Here is a 15,377-nt window from a genome sequence, read left to right as displayed (position 1 = left end):
TCCCCATGACCCTACATGACCGGACCTTCGACGTGATCGGCGTCGGCTTCGGCCCCTCGAACCTCGCCCTCGCCATCGCGCTCGACGAGGCGGCCCGCCGCGAGCGGCCGGGCCTCGCCTTCCATTTCGTCGAGAAGCAGCCGCATTTCACCTGGCACGGCGGCATGCTGCTGCCGGACAGCGACATGCAGATCTCCTTCCTCAAGGATCTCGTCTCGCTGCGCGACCCGACGAGCCCTTTCACCTTCGTCAACTACCTGCACGAGAAGGGACGTCTCACCGCCTTCATCAACCGCAAGACGTTCTTCCCGAGCCGTATCGAATTCAACGACTACCTGCGCTGGGCGGCATCCTGCTTCGCCGAGCGCTGCAGCTATGGCGAGGAGGTCGTCGCCCTCGAGCCGGCGGCGGAGCGCGACAGCACGGTAACCGCCTTCGTCGTGCGCTCGCGCGCAGCCGACGGCACCGAGCGCCTGCGCCGGGCGCGCAATGTCGTCATCGCCGCCGGCGGTGCGCCGCAGCTGCCCGAATGCTTCGCCGCGCTCGCCGGCGACACGCGCATCATGCATTCCTCGCGCTATCTCGACGGCATCGCTGGGCTCGGGCTTACCGACGCCCCCGCCACCCGCATCGCCGTCGTCGGCGGCGGCCAGAGCGCGGCCGAGATCTTCTGCGATCTCGCCGGCCGCTTCGGCAGGGCGGCGATCGATCTTCTCGTGCGCGGGCGGGCGCTGAAGCCGGCCGACGACAGCCCCTTCGTCAACGAGATCTTCGATCCGGAGGGCACCGGCGCCTTCTTCGGCCAATCGCAGGCGGCGCGCCACGCCTTCCTCGACGAGTTCCGCAACACCAACTATGCGGTCGTCGATCACGACCTGATCCAGCGCATCTACGACATGCTCTACGAGCAGCGGGTGGCTGGCGGAAACCGGCTCGCGCTGCGGAGCGGGCGCGCAGTGGTGGCCGCTGCGGCCGACCGCGACGGCATTACGCTGACGCTCGCCGGCAGTGAACCCGGGGCAGCCGAGGAACGGCGCTATGATGCCGTCGTGCTCGCCACCGGCTATCGCCGTGGCCTCGACCGTCGGCTTCTCGCCCCGCTCGCGCCCTATCTCGCCGGCGGGACGGTGGACCGGGACTATCGCCTGCCGATGGCGGAAGCCTGCGAGGCAGGGCTCTTCGTGCAGGGCCAGTCGGAGACGACGCACGGGCTGAGCGACACCCTGCTCTCCGTCGTCGCCGTGCGATCCCGCGAGATCGCGACGGCGATCGTCGAGCGGCTGCCACCTCCGCCTCTCCCGGCGGAGCATTTCATGCGGCCCGTGCGCCTGGCGGCTTCCTCGTGACGGCCGCGGCGACAAGAACAGCGGCCGAGCCGGATGCCGAGGCGCTCGTCTCGGCGCATCTTGCCATGCTCGCCGGCAGCTATCTCACCGAGGTCATCGCAGGGCCGGGCCGCGCCCGCTACGCCTTTTCGGCCGGCATCCCGGACGTGACCATGAACTTCGCCGTCGGCATCGGCACCGGCGGCATCGGCTGGCTTGAGGAGACGGCCCGAGCGCGTGGGCGCGCCCCGGCCTTCCTGGCCGAGGACGAGGCGGCGCCCGGCTGGCTCCACGGCGCCCGCGCCTATGCGGCGCGCTGGATGGTGGCCGAAGCCGCTCCCGTCGCACAGGACGACCTCGCCCTCGCCGGGCTTGGCTTGCGCCTGACCGACGGCCCTGCGCCGGATGAGTCCTTCCTCGCCGTCTTCGGCGCCTGTCACGACGGCGGGCCGATCGATGCGCATGTCGCGCGCCATTATGTGCCGGTGCTCGCCGCCGCGCAGCCGGTGGCCGGTGTCACGACCCGCCATGCGGTCGTGTTCGACGGTCAGGATCCGGTCGCCTGCGCCACCCTGCATATCACCGGTCCGCTCGCCGGCCTCTACAACGTCGGCACGTGGCACACGCGCCAGCGCGGCGGCATCGGTCTCAAGCTCACGCGGCGCCTCGTCGCCGAGGCGGCCCGGCTCGGCGCAAGCCACGTTTTCCTGCAATGCGCGGCGGGCACGCATCTCGAGCGGCTCTACGGGCGGGCGGGCTTCCGCACCACGTTCTCGCCTCTGCTCGTTTGCCGGGAAGGCGCGCGGGATGACCATTGATGAACCGTCCGCCATTGGCCCGGCCTCTTCCGCCGTCATGGCCGGGCTTGTCCCGGCCATCCACGCCTCTAGCGTTGCCTCGAGCTGCAAGGCGTGGATGCCCGCGACGAGCGCGGGCATGACGGAGGGGGGCGTTGCGCTTCACCACCATGCGGGCGCGTTGCCCGGGCAGGGCGACCGAAAGACGGGCGCGGCAGAACGGACAGGACGCAACCGATGAGGCCGCGCATGCGCCTCTTCCTCTCCGCGCCGCTCGATCTCGGCGCGCCTGACCTGCGGCGCCTCATCGTGCGCCTGGCGCTGCCGGCGGTGGCGGGGCTGTCGATCAATGCCCTGCATCACCTCGCCAATGCCGCCTTCCTCGGCATGCTGGGGGCCGAGGCGGTGGCGGCGGTGAGCTTCGTCTTCCCGCTCGCCATCCTGCTCGCGGCGCTCGGCGAAGGCATCGGCGTCGGTACCGCGGCGCTCGTCTCGCGCCTTCTCGGCGCCGGGCGGGAGGAAGCGGCCGGCCGTGCGGCGACAGCGGCCATGGTGATGGCGCTCGCGACCGGCGTCGGCGCCGGCGGGCTCGTGCTCCTCTTTCTGGACCCGATCCTCCATGCCTTCGGCACGACGCCGGGTGCCTTCGGCGCGGCGCGGGCCTATGCGCTCATCCTCGCCCTCGGCACGGTGCTGACGCTGACGCAGATCCTCGCCGACTTCATCGCCATCGGCGAGGGCAACACGCGCTTCAGCATGTGGACGCTCGTCGGCTGCTTTGCCGTCAACATCGTGCTCGATCCCCTCTTCATCTTCGTTTTCGGCTGGGGCGTGTCCGGCGCCGCGGCGGCGACGCTCGTGGCGCAGCTCCTCGTCATGGCCGTCTGGGCCGTTTATTTCACCGGCGGCTACGGGCGGGTGCGGCTGCGCCTTAGCCTGTTGCGCAGCCGGCTCGGCGCGCTCTGGCGGGAGGTGCTGCGCCCTGTCCTCGCCGTCGGCGCGCCGGCGGGGCTCGCCAGCGTCGTCTCGGCCGCCGCCTTCACGCTCGTCTATCGCACGGCCGGGCCCTATGGCGAAGCGAGCGTCGCCGGCCTCGGCATCGCCCTCAGGCTGCTCGCGGCGGGGGTACTGCCCGTCGCCGGCTTCTGCATTGGCGCCCAGGCCGTGCTCGGCTACGCGCTCGGCAACGGCGACACGGCGCGCGTGCGCGCGGCGCTCGGCTTCATGATGCGCGTCACCGGCGTCTTCGCGCTCGTCCACGCCGCGCTCATGATCGGCTGCGCCGATGCCGTCGTATCGGTGTTCTCGGCGGATGCGGCGGTGCGCGCGGTGGCGGCGCGGGCGCTCGTCGCCGTCCATCTCTTCTTCGCCCTCTTCGGCCTGCAGATGGTGCTCGTCGTGCTGCTGCGGGCGAGCGGGCGGGCGCGGCTCGCGGCCCTCGTGACGCTGGCGCCGCAGGGCTATCTGCTGGTGCCGCTTGTTCTCGTGCTGCCGCGCGTCTGGGGGCTCGACGGGCTCATCGCCGCGCCGGCCATCGCCGCAGGCCTTGCCGGTTTCGCGGCCGCCGCCCTGCTGGCGCGCGAGATGCACGCATTGGCGCGGGCCGCGCGGCCGGCGCTCAGCGCCTTCGCAGCAGCCAGATGAGGCAGGGGGTGCCGACGAGCGTCGCCATCAGCCCGGCGGGAATGGCGCTCGTCGGTGACACGAGCCGGCCGAGCCAGTCGGCCAGGGCCATGACCGTGCCGCCGAGAAGCGCGGCGCCGAGCGCCTGCGGCAGACCTTGCGCCAGCCCCGCGAGCCGCGCCAGATGCGGCGCCATGAGCCCGACGAAGCTGAGCGGGCCGACGACGAGCGTCGCGGTAGCCGTCGCGACCGCCGAAAAAAGAAGAACGGCGAGGCGGCTTGCGCCGAGCGGCAGCCCGAGCGTGCGGATTGTGGCCGTGCCGAGGGGCAGGATGTCGAGCCAGCGCGCCATCGGCGGCAACAGGGCGATGAGCGCCACGGCGACGCCCGCGGTGACGAGCGCATCGCCCGCGCCCACTCGATAGGTCGAGCCGACGAGCCAGGCGAGCAGCATCTGGGCGCGCGGGTCGCCCGCCGCCATCAGCGCGACGACGAGGGCATCGAAGAAGGCACCGAGGGCGATGCCGGCGATCAGCACCCGCTCAGGCGAGAAGCTGCTGCCGCGTGCGAGCGACAGGATGGCGAGAAGGGCGAGGAAGGCGCCGGCCGCACCCGCCGCGAGGCTCTCGGACCGGCCGGCCGCCGGCACGAGGATGAGCAGGAGCACGAGGCCGAGCGCCGCGCCGGTCGAGATGCCGAGCACCTCCGGGCTCGCCATCGGGTTGCCGGTGAGTCGCTGCATCAGCACGCCGGCCGCCGCCAGCATGGCGCCGGCGGCGAAGGCGGCTGCGATGCGCGGTAGACGCCACGGCAGCAGGGCCGACAGGGCGTCCGGCCCGGCGACGGCGATCCCGTCCGGCCCGCGGCCGATGACGAGCGTTGCGACGATGACGACGAGCGCGAGGAGAGCGAAGAGACCGACGTTGCGCCACGGCCGCCGGCTGCAGCGGGCTGCGGGCAGAGCGGCGCTGCGCGGCGGCGTGGCCGTCACCGCGAGACGCCGCAGCAGGACGAGGAGGAGCGGCGCCCCGAGGAGGGCCGTCACGGCCCCCGTCGGCACCATCTCGCCCAAGGGCCCGGCCCAGCGCTGCAGGAGCTGGTCGGTCAGCCACAGGAGGGCGGCGCCGGTGAGCGGCGCCCACAGGAGGCGCTGGCGCAGGGTGCGCGCGCCCATGAGGCCGGCGAGCGTCGGAGCGGCGAGATCGACGAAGCCGATGACGCCGACGGCGCTGACGACCGAGGCCGCGAGCGCCACGGCCAGCCCCAACAGGACAAGGCGGGCGCCGCCGAGCGCGAGCCCCAGGCTGCGCGCCTGCCCGTCATCGAGGCCGGCGAGCGTCAGCGGCCGCGCCATCAGCGCGACGAGCGGCGCAACGATGGCGAGCCGCGGCGCGAGGAACCACACGGTGTCCCAGCCCTGCTGGCTGAGCGAGCCGCCGCCCCAGAGGAAAAGGGCGGTGAGATAATGCTCGTTGAACAGGACGAGTGCCGCCGCCGCCGTGCCGGCGGCAAGGCTCACCGCCATGCCGGCGATGACGACCGCGAGCGGCGACAGCGCCCGGCCCCAAGCGATGGAGAGGACGAGTAGGAGCGCGGCCGCGGCGCCGCCGAAGGCGACGATCTCGCTTCCTTCCGTCAGCACTCCCGGCAGCCACAGCCCGGCAACGGCGAGGGCAAGGCGCGCGCCGGCCGCGACACCGAGCGTCGTCGAGGAGGCGAGGGGATTGCGCAGCACCTGCTGGAACACGGCGCCCGCGAGCCCCAGCGCCGCTCCGGCGAGGATGCTGACGACGAGCCGGGGCAGGAAACTCTCGCGCGCCACGAGCTGGCGCATGTCGGTGAGGTCCGGAGCGGTGAGGGCCGTAAACCACAGCTCCGGCGGCAGCCGTGCCACGAGCGCATCGATGCTGAGGAGCAATGCGACGGCGACCATGGCCGCCACGCACCAGGCGGGATGGAGGAGGGACCGCGATAGCCCGCTCTCGCCGCAACGGAGCTCGGGCTTGCTCGAGCTCCGATTCGTCTCGCGCAAGTCGGGTGAACCCGACTTGCTTTCGGGGAGAGGCTTGCGGTGAGCGGCAACACGCATCCGCCGACGCAGCGCCGTCGCCTCCGGTCCAGGCCCTTGCCCTTCATCCTGCCCTCTCTCCGCAGGCGGGGAGCGGGTTCCTGCGGCCGGCGTCGCTCGTTCCGGCTCGGCGGCCGCATGCTCACGAGCGTGCTCAGCCATGGCCACCCTCTCCCGTGAGCGCATCGGTAAGGAGGGTGCAGAAGCGCATGGCGGCGGGCAGGGTGCCGAACATCAGGACGGGCGGCAGGCGCAGCACACGGCCGTCCCGCACCATGGGCAGGTTGTTCCACAGGGGGCTGTCGCGGAAGGTGCGCGCCGTCTCGCGCGGCAGCGGCTCCAGGAGCACAAGGCGCGCCTCGGGCATGCCGGCGAGGGCCTCGAGGCCGACCGTGGCAAAGCCCCAGGCGTTCGTCGGGCCGTGCCAGGCATTGGCAAGACCGATGCGTTGAAGCACGGCATCGAACAGGCCGTGACGGGCATAGATGCGCACATGCCGCCCGTCGAGGAAGGAGGCGATGACGACAGGTCGCGCGTTGCCCGAAGCGGCGAGCCGCGCCCGGGCCGACACCATCGTTTCCTCGGCGCGGAAGACGAGCGCTTCGGCCTCGGCCGTCCGGCCCGTGACGGCGCCGAGGCGACGCGTGGCCGCCTGCGCGACGGTATAGGGCGTGCCTTGCGGGCCGTAGATGGGCAGGGACAGCACGGGAGCGATGCGCTCGAGCAGGGGGCGGATCGTCTCGTGCTCGGCGATGGCGAGGATGAGATCGGGCGCGAGCTGCTGCAGGATTTCGAGATTGGGCTCGACCCTGAGGCCGACGTCCGCCGTCCCCGGCGGCAGCGCCGGGGAAACGACCCAGTCGGCATAGGTGCGCGTCTCGGGCACGCCGACGGGCGGCGCGCCGATCGCGATCAGCGTCTCGGCCAGCCCCCAGTCGAGCGCGACGATGCGCCGGGCGGGAACTGGCGCCGCCGCCGGCAGGAGCGCAAGGCCGGCGAGCGCCGCGAGGACCTGCCGACGCCTCACCAGCGATAGCGCAGCGAGGCGACGACGCTGCGGCCCGGACCGTAGACGCACGAGAGGTCGCCGCCGTTGCAGATGACGTAGGTTTTGTCGAAGAGGTTCTTGGCGTTGACCGCGAAGCGCCAGTTGTCCCGCTCGTAATGCACGGCGGCGTCGACGAGCGTGAAGGCCTGATTCTGGAAGGTATTGGCGTTGTCGGCGTAGCTAGCGCCGACATAGCGCACGCCGCCGCCGAGCCCGAGGCCCTTCAGCACGCCCTCCTGCAGCGTGTAGTCGAGCCACAGCGAGGCCATGTGACGCGGGGTGACCGCCGGCGTGTTGCCGACGAGGGCCGCGTCGGTGTCCTTGCTGATCTCGGCGTCCGTATAGGTGTAGCTGGCGACGAGATCGAGCCCGTCCATGAGGCTCGCCAGCGCCTCCACCTCGAGGCCGCGCGTGTGGATCTCGCCGGTCTGCACGCTGAAGAAGGGATTGAGCGGGTCCGTCGTCAGCACGTTCTGCTGCTTGAGGTCGAAGAGCGCGAGGGTGACCATCGAGCGCATGCCGGGCGGCTGGTACTTCAGGCCGACCTCGAACTGCTCGCCGGTCGTCGGCTTGTAGGCGGCGCCGAGCCGGTCGGTCCCGACGACGGGCTCGAAGGAGGTGGCATAGGCGGCATAGGGCACGAGGCCGAAGTCGAACTCGTAGCCAAGGCCGACGCGCCAGGTGAGCTCGTTGTCGTCCTGCGTGCGGGAGGAATTGGCGATGTAGTTCTTCAGCTTGCTGGTGGCCCAGTCCTGCCGCAGGCCGGCCGTGAGGATGAAGCCGCCGGACTTGATCTGGTCCTGGGCATAGAGGCCGAGCTGCGACAGCGTCTGCTCGTTGTTCTGGTAGATCGGCGGCAGCGCCACCGCCTGGCCGTAGATGGGCTGGAACAGGTCGATCGGCGGCACGCCCGGATCATAGGTGCTGTCGGAATAGCCCTGCAGCGAGCGCGCGGAGAGGTTGAGGTAGTCGAGGCCGAAGAGCAGCGTGTGCTGCAGGGGCCCGGTCTCGAACTTGCCCTCGACCTGGTTGTCGACCGTGAAGGAGCGCAGCTTGCCGTCGACGGTGAAGGCGGCGCGGTCGAGCGTGCGCAGGTCGGCGCGCAGCCCGGCGCCGTAGAGCACCTTCTGGTCCGCCTCGAGATGACCCCAGCGCAGGTTCTGTCGCACCGTCCAGGCGCCGTTGAAACGATGCTCGAAGGCGTAGCCCAGCGAATAGGCGGTGCGGTCGACCCGGTCGAAGTTCGGGTCGCCGATGAAGAAGCTGCGCGCGATGCGGCCGTTGGGATTGGCAAAGCGCGTGCCGAGCGCCGGCAAGGTGCCGTAGGCGGATGCCTCGTCGTGCTGGTAGCTGCCGAAGAGGGTGAGCGAGGTGTCGGCGCTCGGCCGCCAGGTCAGCGCCGGGGCGATGAAGTGCCGATCGTTGCGCGTGTAGTCGACCTGCGTCTCGGAATCGCGCAGGAGGCCGGTGATCCGGTAGGACCAGATGCCGTCCTTGTCGATGGGGCCGCCGAGGTCGGCGTTGATCTGCTTGTTGGCGTCGCTGCCGCCCGAGATCTCGACCTCGTGGAAGGGGCTCGCCGGCGGGCGCTTGGTCACGAGATTGACGATACCCCCGGGGGATGCCGCGCCGTAGAGCACGGAGGAGGGCCCCCGCAGCACATCGATGCGCTCGACACCGTAAGGATCGTAGGCCCAACTCATCATGCCCACCGTCGGCATGCGCATGCCGTCGCGGTAGACGCCGACGGAGGTGATCTCGAAGCCGCGCACCTTGAACTGGTCGAAACGCGGGTCGAGACCCCACGGCTGGGCGAGGACGCCGGGCGTGTAGCGCAGGGCTTCCGGCAGCGTCTGCGCCTTCTGCGCCTCAATGCGGTCGCGGGTGATGACGGAGATGGACTGCGGCACCTCGATGACGGGCGTATCAGTCTTGGCGCCCGTGCCGGTGCGCGTGGCGACATAGCCGTCGACCGGGCCGTAGGCCGTCTCGGCGGTGCCTTCGATATTGATGGTGTCGAGCAGGATGGAACCGTCGGCGGCCGGCGCCGCGGCACCGGCGGCGCCGCGCGACACCGTCACCGTGCCACCGGCAATGCGGAAGCTCGCGCCCGTGTTGGCGAGCAGGCGGCGCAACGCGGCCTCGGCGCTCATGGTGCCGCGCACGGCGGGTGAATCGAAGTCGGCCACAGCATCAGCCGCCGCGCTCACCTGCAGGCCCGCCTGGCGGCCGAAGGCGGCGAGGGCGCGTGACAGCGGCTGTGCCGGTATGTCGAAGGCGCGCGCGGAGCCGGCCTGGCGCGCGTTGCTCGCTTGGCCCGTGGACTGAATCGTCTGCGCCATGGCCGGGCCGGCGATGATCAGCGCCATCGCCGTCGCAGTAAGCCATGCCGCCCGTCCGCACAGCCGCTGAACGTCCCGCGCCTCGGCACCCGATACCCTACGCCCCATCGCTCGTCTTCCTTCGCTCGCGGCCGCGCCGCCGTGACTCCGCCGGCGATCGCGCCAGCCCCGTGGGACATGACGAACGGGAGCGCAGGATTTTTCAGAAGACATGCTTTTTCGTGAGCTTTCAGCGGCCGCCGACGAACACGAGATAGGGCGTGATCCGGTGCACGGAGCCGCCATAGGGCCGCACGACTGCGCCGAGCGCCTCGACGGGCCGCGACAGGTCGTAGATGCCGGTGACTCGCTGCTCGGCGAGCGTGCCGTCGAGCGTCAGGATCAGCCCGCGGTGGTGATCGGCGAGCCTCGCCACAACATCGGCGATCGTCTCGTTGTCGGCGACGAGGCGCCGCTCGCGCCAGCCGGCGACATCCCCCGGCGCGCGCTGGCGCCGCCGCTCGCTGCCGGAGGTGCGGTCGACGGCGACCTCCTCGCCCGCCGCGATTTCGCTCGCGCCACCCGGTCGATCGAGGCGCACGCGGCCTTCGGCAACGGCGGCGCTCAGCCAGCGCGGGCCGATCTCCACCGAGAAGGCGGTGCCGACGGCCGTCACCTGCACGTCCTCGGCCGCCACGACGAAGGGCCGGGCGGCATCCGGGCGCACGTCGAAGAAGGCGGCGCCGGCCAAGAGGCGGATGTGTCGCTCCTGCCCCGAGAAATCGACGTCGACGGCGCTGCGGGCGTCGAGGATGAGGCGGGAGCCGTCCGGCAGCGCGACATCGCGGATCTCGGCCGTGCCGGTCGCATGGTCCGCAGCGCTCCGGCTCAGAAGTTCATGGCCGGCGGCGAGGAGGAAACCGACGACGATCGCGGCTGCGACTGCGGCCGCCCAGCGCGGAACAGCGCGGCGGCGCGGCGGCGGGCACTGACCCGCCGGAGCGGCGGCGACGGGCCCCTGTCGCGGGTCCGGTTTCGGGACCGTACTGTCGAGCGGCGCCTCACGCAAACCGGCGAGCGCGCCGGTGAGCTGCCAGGTGCGCTCGGCGCGGCGCCAGGCGCGGGCGTTCTCGTCGCTCTCGGCGATCCACGCGTCGCGCGCCCGGCGCAGCGCCTGATCGGCGGGGGCATTCTCGATGGCGAGGAGCCAGTCGAGCGCCTCATCGAGAACCGGGTCTTCCCCCTTGTCGCGCGCTCCCGCCATGTCCCGTCGCTTCCTGCGGCGTCCGGTCGTCCCGGCCCTGCTTATCTCCTTAGAGACGTTCCGAGGAGGGGATTTTTTCAGTTCGGAACCGGATTTCGCTCAATCGTCGCCGAGCCGGCGAGCACAATGGGCGAGCGCGTCGCGTACGAGGCGGTGGGCTCCCGCGACGGAAAGGCCGAGCCTGTCGGCGATGACCTGCAGCGTCAGGCCGTCGAAGCGGTGCATGGTGAAGGCACGTTGCGTCGTCTCGGGCAGTTCCGCCAGTGCTTCGGCGAGCCGGCGCAGTTCGTCACGGTAGAGCACCTCGTCCTCGGGCGAGGGCGTGTCGGCAGCGAGCGGCTCGGCCGTGCCGGCGTCCTCCCGCACCTCGGCGCCGAGGCGCCGCACCCAGTCCACGGCGAGATTGCGCACGATGCGATAGAGATAGGCCACGGGCTGCAACACCTTTTCGTCCCGTGCGACCTGGACGAAGCGCAAATAGGCCTCCTGCACCACATCCTCCGCCCGCGCCCGGCAGCCAACGATCGGCGCGGCATAGTTGATAAGCGCCGGGCGGTGCATGAGATAGAGGACGAGTGTGTCGGAATCGGGCCGCATGCCGCTTTTCGCCACATCTTGCAAGTAGTGAATCGTGTATAAACACGGTGCGCAGCGCCATCAATGGAAATTTATTGGAAGTCCTCTATGAAACGATGACGTATATTTGGTTTATAATAGTTATAAACTGAAATATGAATTCTCTCACGACGCTATCGGGTCCGGTAACGTCTTGGTCGCCCTCAGGCCGATCGAGCGGCGGGCGCCCAGCGCATCGATCCCAAATGGGCGAAGAGAGGATCGTGGCCTGCGTCCTGTGCGGCCAGCCGCCGTCTCGGATGGGCGGCGTCCTCGACCTCACCGAGGCGGCGCAACAACCTGCACGAAACGCATCATTCTCAAGCTCGGCATCAATCGACAAGCCGGTCTCGTCCTGCTCTACATGCTCACCGTGCCGCCCTTCAGGCGGGGAGGCGGAGAGCCGACCGCCTTCCCCAAGGGGCCCGCTGCACGACAGGAGATGCAGGCGATGAGCAACCGCACGATGCCTCATCCGCGGACGGTCATCGCGGCGGCGCTCGCGATGCTCGGCGGGGCGGCCGGTGCCGTCGCTGCGGGCGCCCCCGTCCTGCAACTGCCGCTCGCCTGCGATATCGGCCGCAACTGCTTCATCCAAACCTATGTCGATGCCGATCCATCCCCTTTAGCCCGGGACTACATGTGCGGGGCCCGCGCGCAGGACGGTCACAACGGCACCGATTTCCGCCTGCCGAGCATGGCCGCGCAGCGCGACGGCGTCGACGTCCTCGCCGCTGCCGACGGGCGCGTCCTGCGGCAGCGCGACGGCATGGCCGACGTGCCGGTCGCGGGCAGCGACCATTCGGCCGTGCAGAACACGGAATGCGGCAACGGCCTCGTCATCGACCACGGCGGGGGGTGGGAGACGCAATATTGCCACCTCGCCAAGGGGAGCCTGCGGCTGAAGCCGGGCGAGATGGTGAAGGCGGGGCATCCGGTCGGGCGCGTCGGCCTTTCCGGCCTCAGCCAGTATCCGCACGTCCATTTCACGGTGCGCCATGGCGGCCGGATCATCGATCCCTTCGCCCACGATGCCCCGCCCGGTTCCTGCGGCGCGGGCGCGAGCCTGTGGGCGCCGGCACTGCAGCCGGGCCTCGCCTATCGACCGCGCGCGATCATCAACCACGGATTTGCCTCGGGCCCGGTGACGATGCAGATGGTCGAGGAAGCCGGCGCCGGGCAGGCCCCGGACGGCGCCGATGCCGCCGCGCTCGTGGCCTATATCCGCGCGATCGGCCTTCAGGCCGGCGACATCCAGCTTCTGACCGTCAAGGACCCATCGGGGCATGTCATCGCCGAGAACCGGGCCAAGCCGATGGAGCGCAACCAGGCGCAGACACTGCTGTATGCGGGCAGGAAGCGGCCCCAGGACGGCTGGCGGCCAGGGCTCTATCAGGCGAGCTACCGCGTGATGCGCGACGGCATCGTGGTGCTGGAGCAGGATTTTTCTGTGGGGCTGGGCAAGCAGCCCTGAAACATGCCGGCGATGCCCAGCCGCGGCGGGCGAGCGTCAGGACCTCTTGTCCTTGAGCATGAAGCGCAGGATCAGTTCGACCACGTGCCGGCGCATCGTCTCCTGGCCTTCGGTACTGTAGAGCCGGCCGCCGAAGATCCGCGAGAAAGTCGCGCGATTGGACACGTTGAAGAAGCTGAGCGCGCTGATCTGCCAGTGCAGTTCGAGCGGCTCGACATCATCGCGGAACAGTCCGGCCTCGCGCCCGCGACGGCAGATCAATTCCAGCTTCTCGATGGCGCCCGCATTCAGCCGCCCGATCAGGTCCGAGCGCTCGAGATAGGCGCCGTGATGGATGTTCTCGATCATTACTAGCCGGATGAAATCGGGGTTCTGGCTGTGATGGTCGAAGGTAAATTCGACGAGCCGCGTGAGCGCCTCGACCGGTGGCAGGTGGTCGAGATCGAGCTTGCGCTCCCCTTCGCGGACCTTTCGGTAGGCCTCCTCGAGCACACGGCGGTAGAGACCTTCCTTGTCGCCGAAGTAGTAGTAGATCATGCGCTTGGACGTTCGGGTCTTGGCGGCGATCTCGTCGATGCGCGCGCCTGACAGGCCGTTGTCGGCAAACTCCGACATGGCGACCGCGAGGATGTTCGATTGCACGCCGGCTGGGTCCTGCTTCCAGCCACCGCGACCGGTGGCCTTCCCGGTATCCGATCCTGCCTCGTCCATCGCCTGAATCGCCCTGCATCCACTCAGTCTTTCTATATGAATTATCCGGATCGTTCAAAACGCTTGCCAGAATTAACCAGATGGTTCAAAGTTGGCTTCGGGGGCGAACGAGAAACGAGACAACGGGGCCCCGCGGAGGAGGCGATCTCTTGGATGGGACGACAACCACGGCCGAAACGGGACGGGAAGGGGAGCGGTCCCAGCGGGCCGTGTTGGTCGGCCTGCTCGGCCGCGGCATCCAGCTGTCCCGCACGCCGGCCATGCACGAAGCCGAGGGGCGTGCGCAGGGCCTCGCCTATGTCTATCGTCTGTTCGACACGGAACTGATGGGCAACCGCGCCCCGCCGATCGCCGAGATCATCCGCTTCGCCGAATTCTTCGGCTTCTCCGGCTTCAATGTCACGTTTCCCTACAAGCAGGAGATTCTGCCGCTGCTCGACGGGCTGTCGCAGGCGGCGCGCCGGATCGGCGCTGTCAATACCGTCGTGCTCAAGGCCGGAAAGCGCTTCGGACACAACACGGACGTCTGGGGCTTTCGCGAGAGCTTTCGCGCGGGGATGGCGGGTGCCACCTGCGACCGCGTACTTCTGCTCGGGGCCGGGGGCGCCGGCGCGGCCGTGGCGCATGCGCTGCTCGACTGCGGCGTCGAACGGCTCGCCATTGCCGACGTCGAGCCCGAGAGGGCCGGGACACTCGTCCAGAACCTGGAGGCCGGCTTCGGCGCCGGCCGGGCGGTGGTCGTCCATGACCTGCCCAAGGCCGCGAAGGCGGCGCAGGGGATCGTCAACGCCACCCCGGTCGGCATGGCGAAACTGCCCGGTATGCCCATCCCGGCCGACTGCATCGAGGCGCGCCACTGGGTCGCCGACATCGTCTATTTCCCGCTCGAGACGGAACTGCTGCGCGCGGCCCGCCGCAAGGGCTGCCGCACCCTCTCGGGCGAAGGCATGGCGGTCTTCCAGGCCGTCCGCGCCTTCGAACTGTTCACGGGCATCGCGCCCGACGCCGACCGGATGAAGGCCGCCTTCGCGGCATTCACGCACGAGCCTGCCGGATAGCAGGCCAGTTTCGGAAAGAAGAACAGGGAGGAATTCAAATGAAATTACATGCCACACGCCGCCAGTTCCTCATCGGGAGCAGCATTCTCGCAGCCTCCTCGGCCGTCCCGGCGTTCGCGCAGGACAAGCCGAAGCTGCGCTTCTCGGCCGTCTTTTCCGAGCAGGACATCCGCGCCGAGATGATGAAGAAGTTCGCCGACGCGATTGCCGGCGACTTCACCTTCGAGGGCTATTACGGCGGCAACCTGTTCAAGCAGGGCACCGAGCTCGTGGCGCTGCAGCGCGGCAACCTCGAGATGGGCAATATCGCGCCGCAGGACATCTCCAACCAGATCCCCGCCTGGTCGATCCTGACCGCCGGCTACCTCTTCCGCGACGCGGCGCATCTCAAGGCCTTCTTCGCCAGCGATGCCGGCGCCGAAATGAAGAAGATGACCGAGGACCAGCTCGGCGTGAAGGTGCTGGGCCCGACCTATTTCGGCGTGCGCCAGGTCGGCCTCAGGGTCGACAGGGAGATCAAGACGCCGGCCGACATGGCGGGGATCAAGCTGCGCATGCCCGGCGGCGACGCCTGGCAGTTCCTGGGCCGTGCGCTCGGCGCCAACCCGACGCCGATGGCCTATGCCGAGGTCTATACCGGCCTGCAGACAGGCGCCATCGACGGCCAGGACAATCCGCTGCCGAACGTCGAGAACATGAAATTCTATGAGGTGATGAAGCAGATCGTGCTAACCTCTCACCTCGTCGGCTTCGACCTCCTGACCGTATCCAAGAAAGTCTGGGACGGGATGGATGCCGACCGACAGGCGCGGTTCCAGGCGGCGGCGGACGCGGCGATCGACTTCTCGACCGAGAAGCACCTCGCCCGCGAAACCGAGCTCGCCGAACGGTTCAAAGCGGCCGGGCTGAAGATCTACGAGCCCGACGTCGAGGCCTTCCGCAGCCATGTGCAGCAGCAGTACCTTGCGTCGGACCTCGCGGCGAGCTGGCCCGCGGGCATGGTCGACAAGATCAACGCCCTCTGAGAACGTCACGCGGCGTACCGCCGCCCGCGAGGGCCGGCGGTACGTCCA

General features: G+C 69.9%; 12 protein-coding genes. 6 read left to right on the top strand and 6 right to left on the bottom strand.

The window, feature by feature from the left end:
- Nucleotides 1-5: 5 nt before the first annotated feature.
- From ASC46_RS08715 to ASC46_RS08705, 3 genes are all read left to right on the top strand, one after another.
- The gene (locus ASC46_RS08715; protein ID WP_055458886.1) at nucleotides 6-1,346 is read left to right on the top strand and encodes a lysine N(6)-hydroxylase/L-ornithine N(5)-oxygenase family protein; all 1,341 of its coding nucleotides are present in this window, start codon (nucleotides 6-8) and stop codon (nucleotides 1,344-1,346) included.
- Nucleotides 1,343-2,143, top strand: a complete 801-nt coding sequence (locus tag ASC46_RS08710) for a GNAT family N-acetyltransferase (RefSeq protein ID WP_055458885.1) — start codon at nucleotides 1,343-1,345, stop codon at nucleotides 2,141-2,143. Before ASC46_RS08715 ends, ASC46_RS08710 begins: the two co-directional genes overlap by 4 nt.
- A gap of 216 nt (nucleotides 2,144-2,359) precedes the next feature.
- The gene (locus ASC46_RS08705; RefSeq protein ID WP_245280505.1) at nucleotides 2,360-3,766 is read left to right on the top strand and encodes an MATE family efflux transporter; all 1,407 of its coding nucleotides are present in this window, start codon (nucleotides 2,360-2,362) and stop codon (nucleotides 3,764-3,766) included.
- On the opposite strand, the gene fhuB is transcribed toward ASC46_RS08705, so the two are convergent.
- From fhuB to ASC46_RS08680, 5 genes are all read right to left on the bottom strand, one after another.
- A complete protein-coding gene (gene fhuB, locus ASC46_RS08700) occupies nucleotides 3,741-5,678 on the bottom strand; it encodes a Fe(3+)-hydroxamate ABC transporter permease FhuB (RefSeq protein ID WP_055458883.1) in 1,938 nt (645 codons plus the stop codon). The two genes, ASC46_RS08705 and fhuB, sit on opposite strands and share 26 nt — an antisense overlap.
- A 289-nt stretch (nucleotides 5,679-5,967) precedes the next feature.
- On the bottom strand, nucleotides 5,968-6,840 hold the full coding sequence (locus ASC46_RS08695; RefSeq protein WP_055458882.1) for an ABC transporter substrate-binding protein: 873 nt from the start codon (nucleotides 6,838-6,840) through the stop codon (nucleotides 5,968-5,970).
- Nucleotides 6,837-9,311 carry a TonB-dependent siderophore receptor gene (locus ASC46_RS08690; RefSeq protein ID WP_072249461.1) on the bottom strand — a complete coding sequence of 825 codons (2,475 nt, stop codon included), beginning with the start codon at nucleotides 9,309-9,311 and terminating at the stop codon, nucleotides 6,837-6,839. The genes ASC46_RS08695 and ASC46_RS08690 overlap by 4 nt, the downstream gene beginning before the upstream one ends.
- A gap of 121 nt (nucleotides 9,312-9,432) precedes the next feature.
- The gene (locus tag ASC46_RS08685; protein WP_055458880.1) at nucleotides 9,433-10,446 is read right to left on the bottom strand and encodes a FecR family protein; all 1,014 of its coding nucleotides are present in this window, start codon (nucleotides 10,444-10,446) and stop codon (nucleotides 9,433-9,435) included.
- Nucleotides 10,447-10,545: 99 nt separating this feature from the next.
- A complete protein-coding gene (locus tag ASC46_RS08680) occupies nucleotides 10,546-11,043 on the bottom strand; it encodes a sigma-70 family RNA polymerase sigma factor (protein WP_055458879.1) in 498 nt (165 codons plus the stop codon).
- 469 nt (nucleotides 11,044-11,512) lie between these two features.
- Between ASC46_RS08680 and ASC46_RS08675 the strand changes: the two genes are divergently transcribed.
- Complete coding sequence (locus ASC46_RS08675) at nucleotides 11,513-12,535, top strand: M23 family metallopeptidase (RefSeq protein WP_082464774.1); 1,023 nt, start codon at nucleotides 11,513-11,515, stop codon at nucleotides 12,533-12,535.
- A 36-nt stretch (nucleotides 12,536-12,571) separates the two neighbouring features.
- On the opposite strand, the gene ASC46_RS08670 is transcribed toward ASC46_RS08675, so the two are convergent.
- The gene (locus tag ASC46_RS08670; RefSeq protein WP_055458878.1) at nucleotides 12,572-13,246 is read right to left on the bottom strand and encodes a TetR/AcrR family transcriptional regulator; all 675 of its coding nucleotides are present in this window, start codon (nucleotides 13,244-13,246) and stop codon (nucleotides 12,572-12,574) included.
- Between the two features lie 149 nt (nucleotides 13,247-13,395).
- Between ASC46_RS08670 and ASC46_RS08665 the strand changes: the two genes are divergently transcribed.
- Together ASC46_RS08665 and dctP are read left to right on the top strand one after the other, a co-directional pair.
- Nucleotides 13,396-14,304: a shikimate dehydrogenase gene (locus tag ASC46_RS08665; protein WP_055458877.1), complete on the top strand. Its 909-nt coding sequence runs from the start codon at nucleotides 13,396-13,398 to the stop codon at nucleotides 14,302-14,304.
- A gap of 38 nt (nucleotides 14,305-14,342) precedes the next feature.
- Nucleotides 14,343-15,329, top strand: a complete 987-nt coding sequence (dctP, locus tag ASC46_RS08660) for a TRAP transporter substrate-binding protein DctP (RefSeq protein WP_055458876.1) — start codon at nucleotides 14,343-14,345, stop codon at nucleotides 15,327-15,329.
- Nucleotides 15,330-15,377 lie beyond the last annotated feature (48 nt).

Source organism: Chelatococcus sambhunathii (assembly GCF_001418005.1).
GTDB lineage: Bacteria > Pseudomonadota > Alphaproteobacteria > Rhizobiales > Beijerinckiaceae > Chelatococcus_A > Chelatococcus_A sambhunathii.
The sequence above is the reverse complement of the archived record's forward strand: the minus strand, read 5'-3'. Positions and strand labels throughout refer to the sequence as shown.

Coding starts and splice junctions, on each gene's coding strand:
- ASC46_RS08715 (WP_055458886.1), top strand. CDS start 6: ATGACCCTACATGACCGGACCTTCGACGTGATCGGCGTCGGCTTCGGC.
- ASC46_RS08705 (WP_245280505.1), top strand. CDS start 2,360: ATGAGGCCGCGCATGCGCCTCTTCCTCTCCGCGCCGCTCGATCTCGGC.
- fhuB (WP_055458883.1), bottom strand. CDS start 5,678: ATGGTCGCCGTCGCATTGCTCCTCAGCATCGATGCGCTCGTGGCACGG.
- ASC46_RS08690 (WP_072249461.1), bottom strand. CDS start 9,311: ATGGGGCGTAGGGTATCGGGTGCCGAGGCGCGGGACGTTCAGCGGCTG.
- ASC46_RS08685 (WP_055458880.1), bottom strand. CDS start 10,446: ATGGCGGGAGCGCGCGACAAGGGGGAAGACCCGGTTCTCGATGAGGCG.
- ASC46_RS08680 (WP_055458879.1), bottom strand. CDS start 11,043: ATGCGGCCCGATTCCGACACACTCGTCCTCTATCTCATGCACCGCCCG.
- ASC46_RS08675 (WP_082464774.1), top strand. CDS start 11,513: ATGAGCAACCGCACGATGCCTCATCCGCGGACGGTCATCGCGGCGGCG.
- ASC46_RS08670 (WP_055458878.1), bottom strand. CDS start 13,246: ATGGACGAGGCAGGATCGGATACCGGGAAGGCCACCGGTCGCGGTGGC.
- dctP (WP_055458876.1), top strand. CDS start 14,343: ATGAAATTACATGCCACACGCCGCCAGTTCCTCATCGGGAGCAGCATT.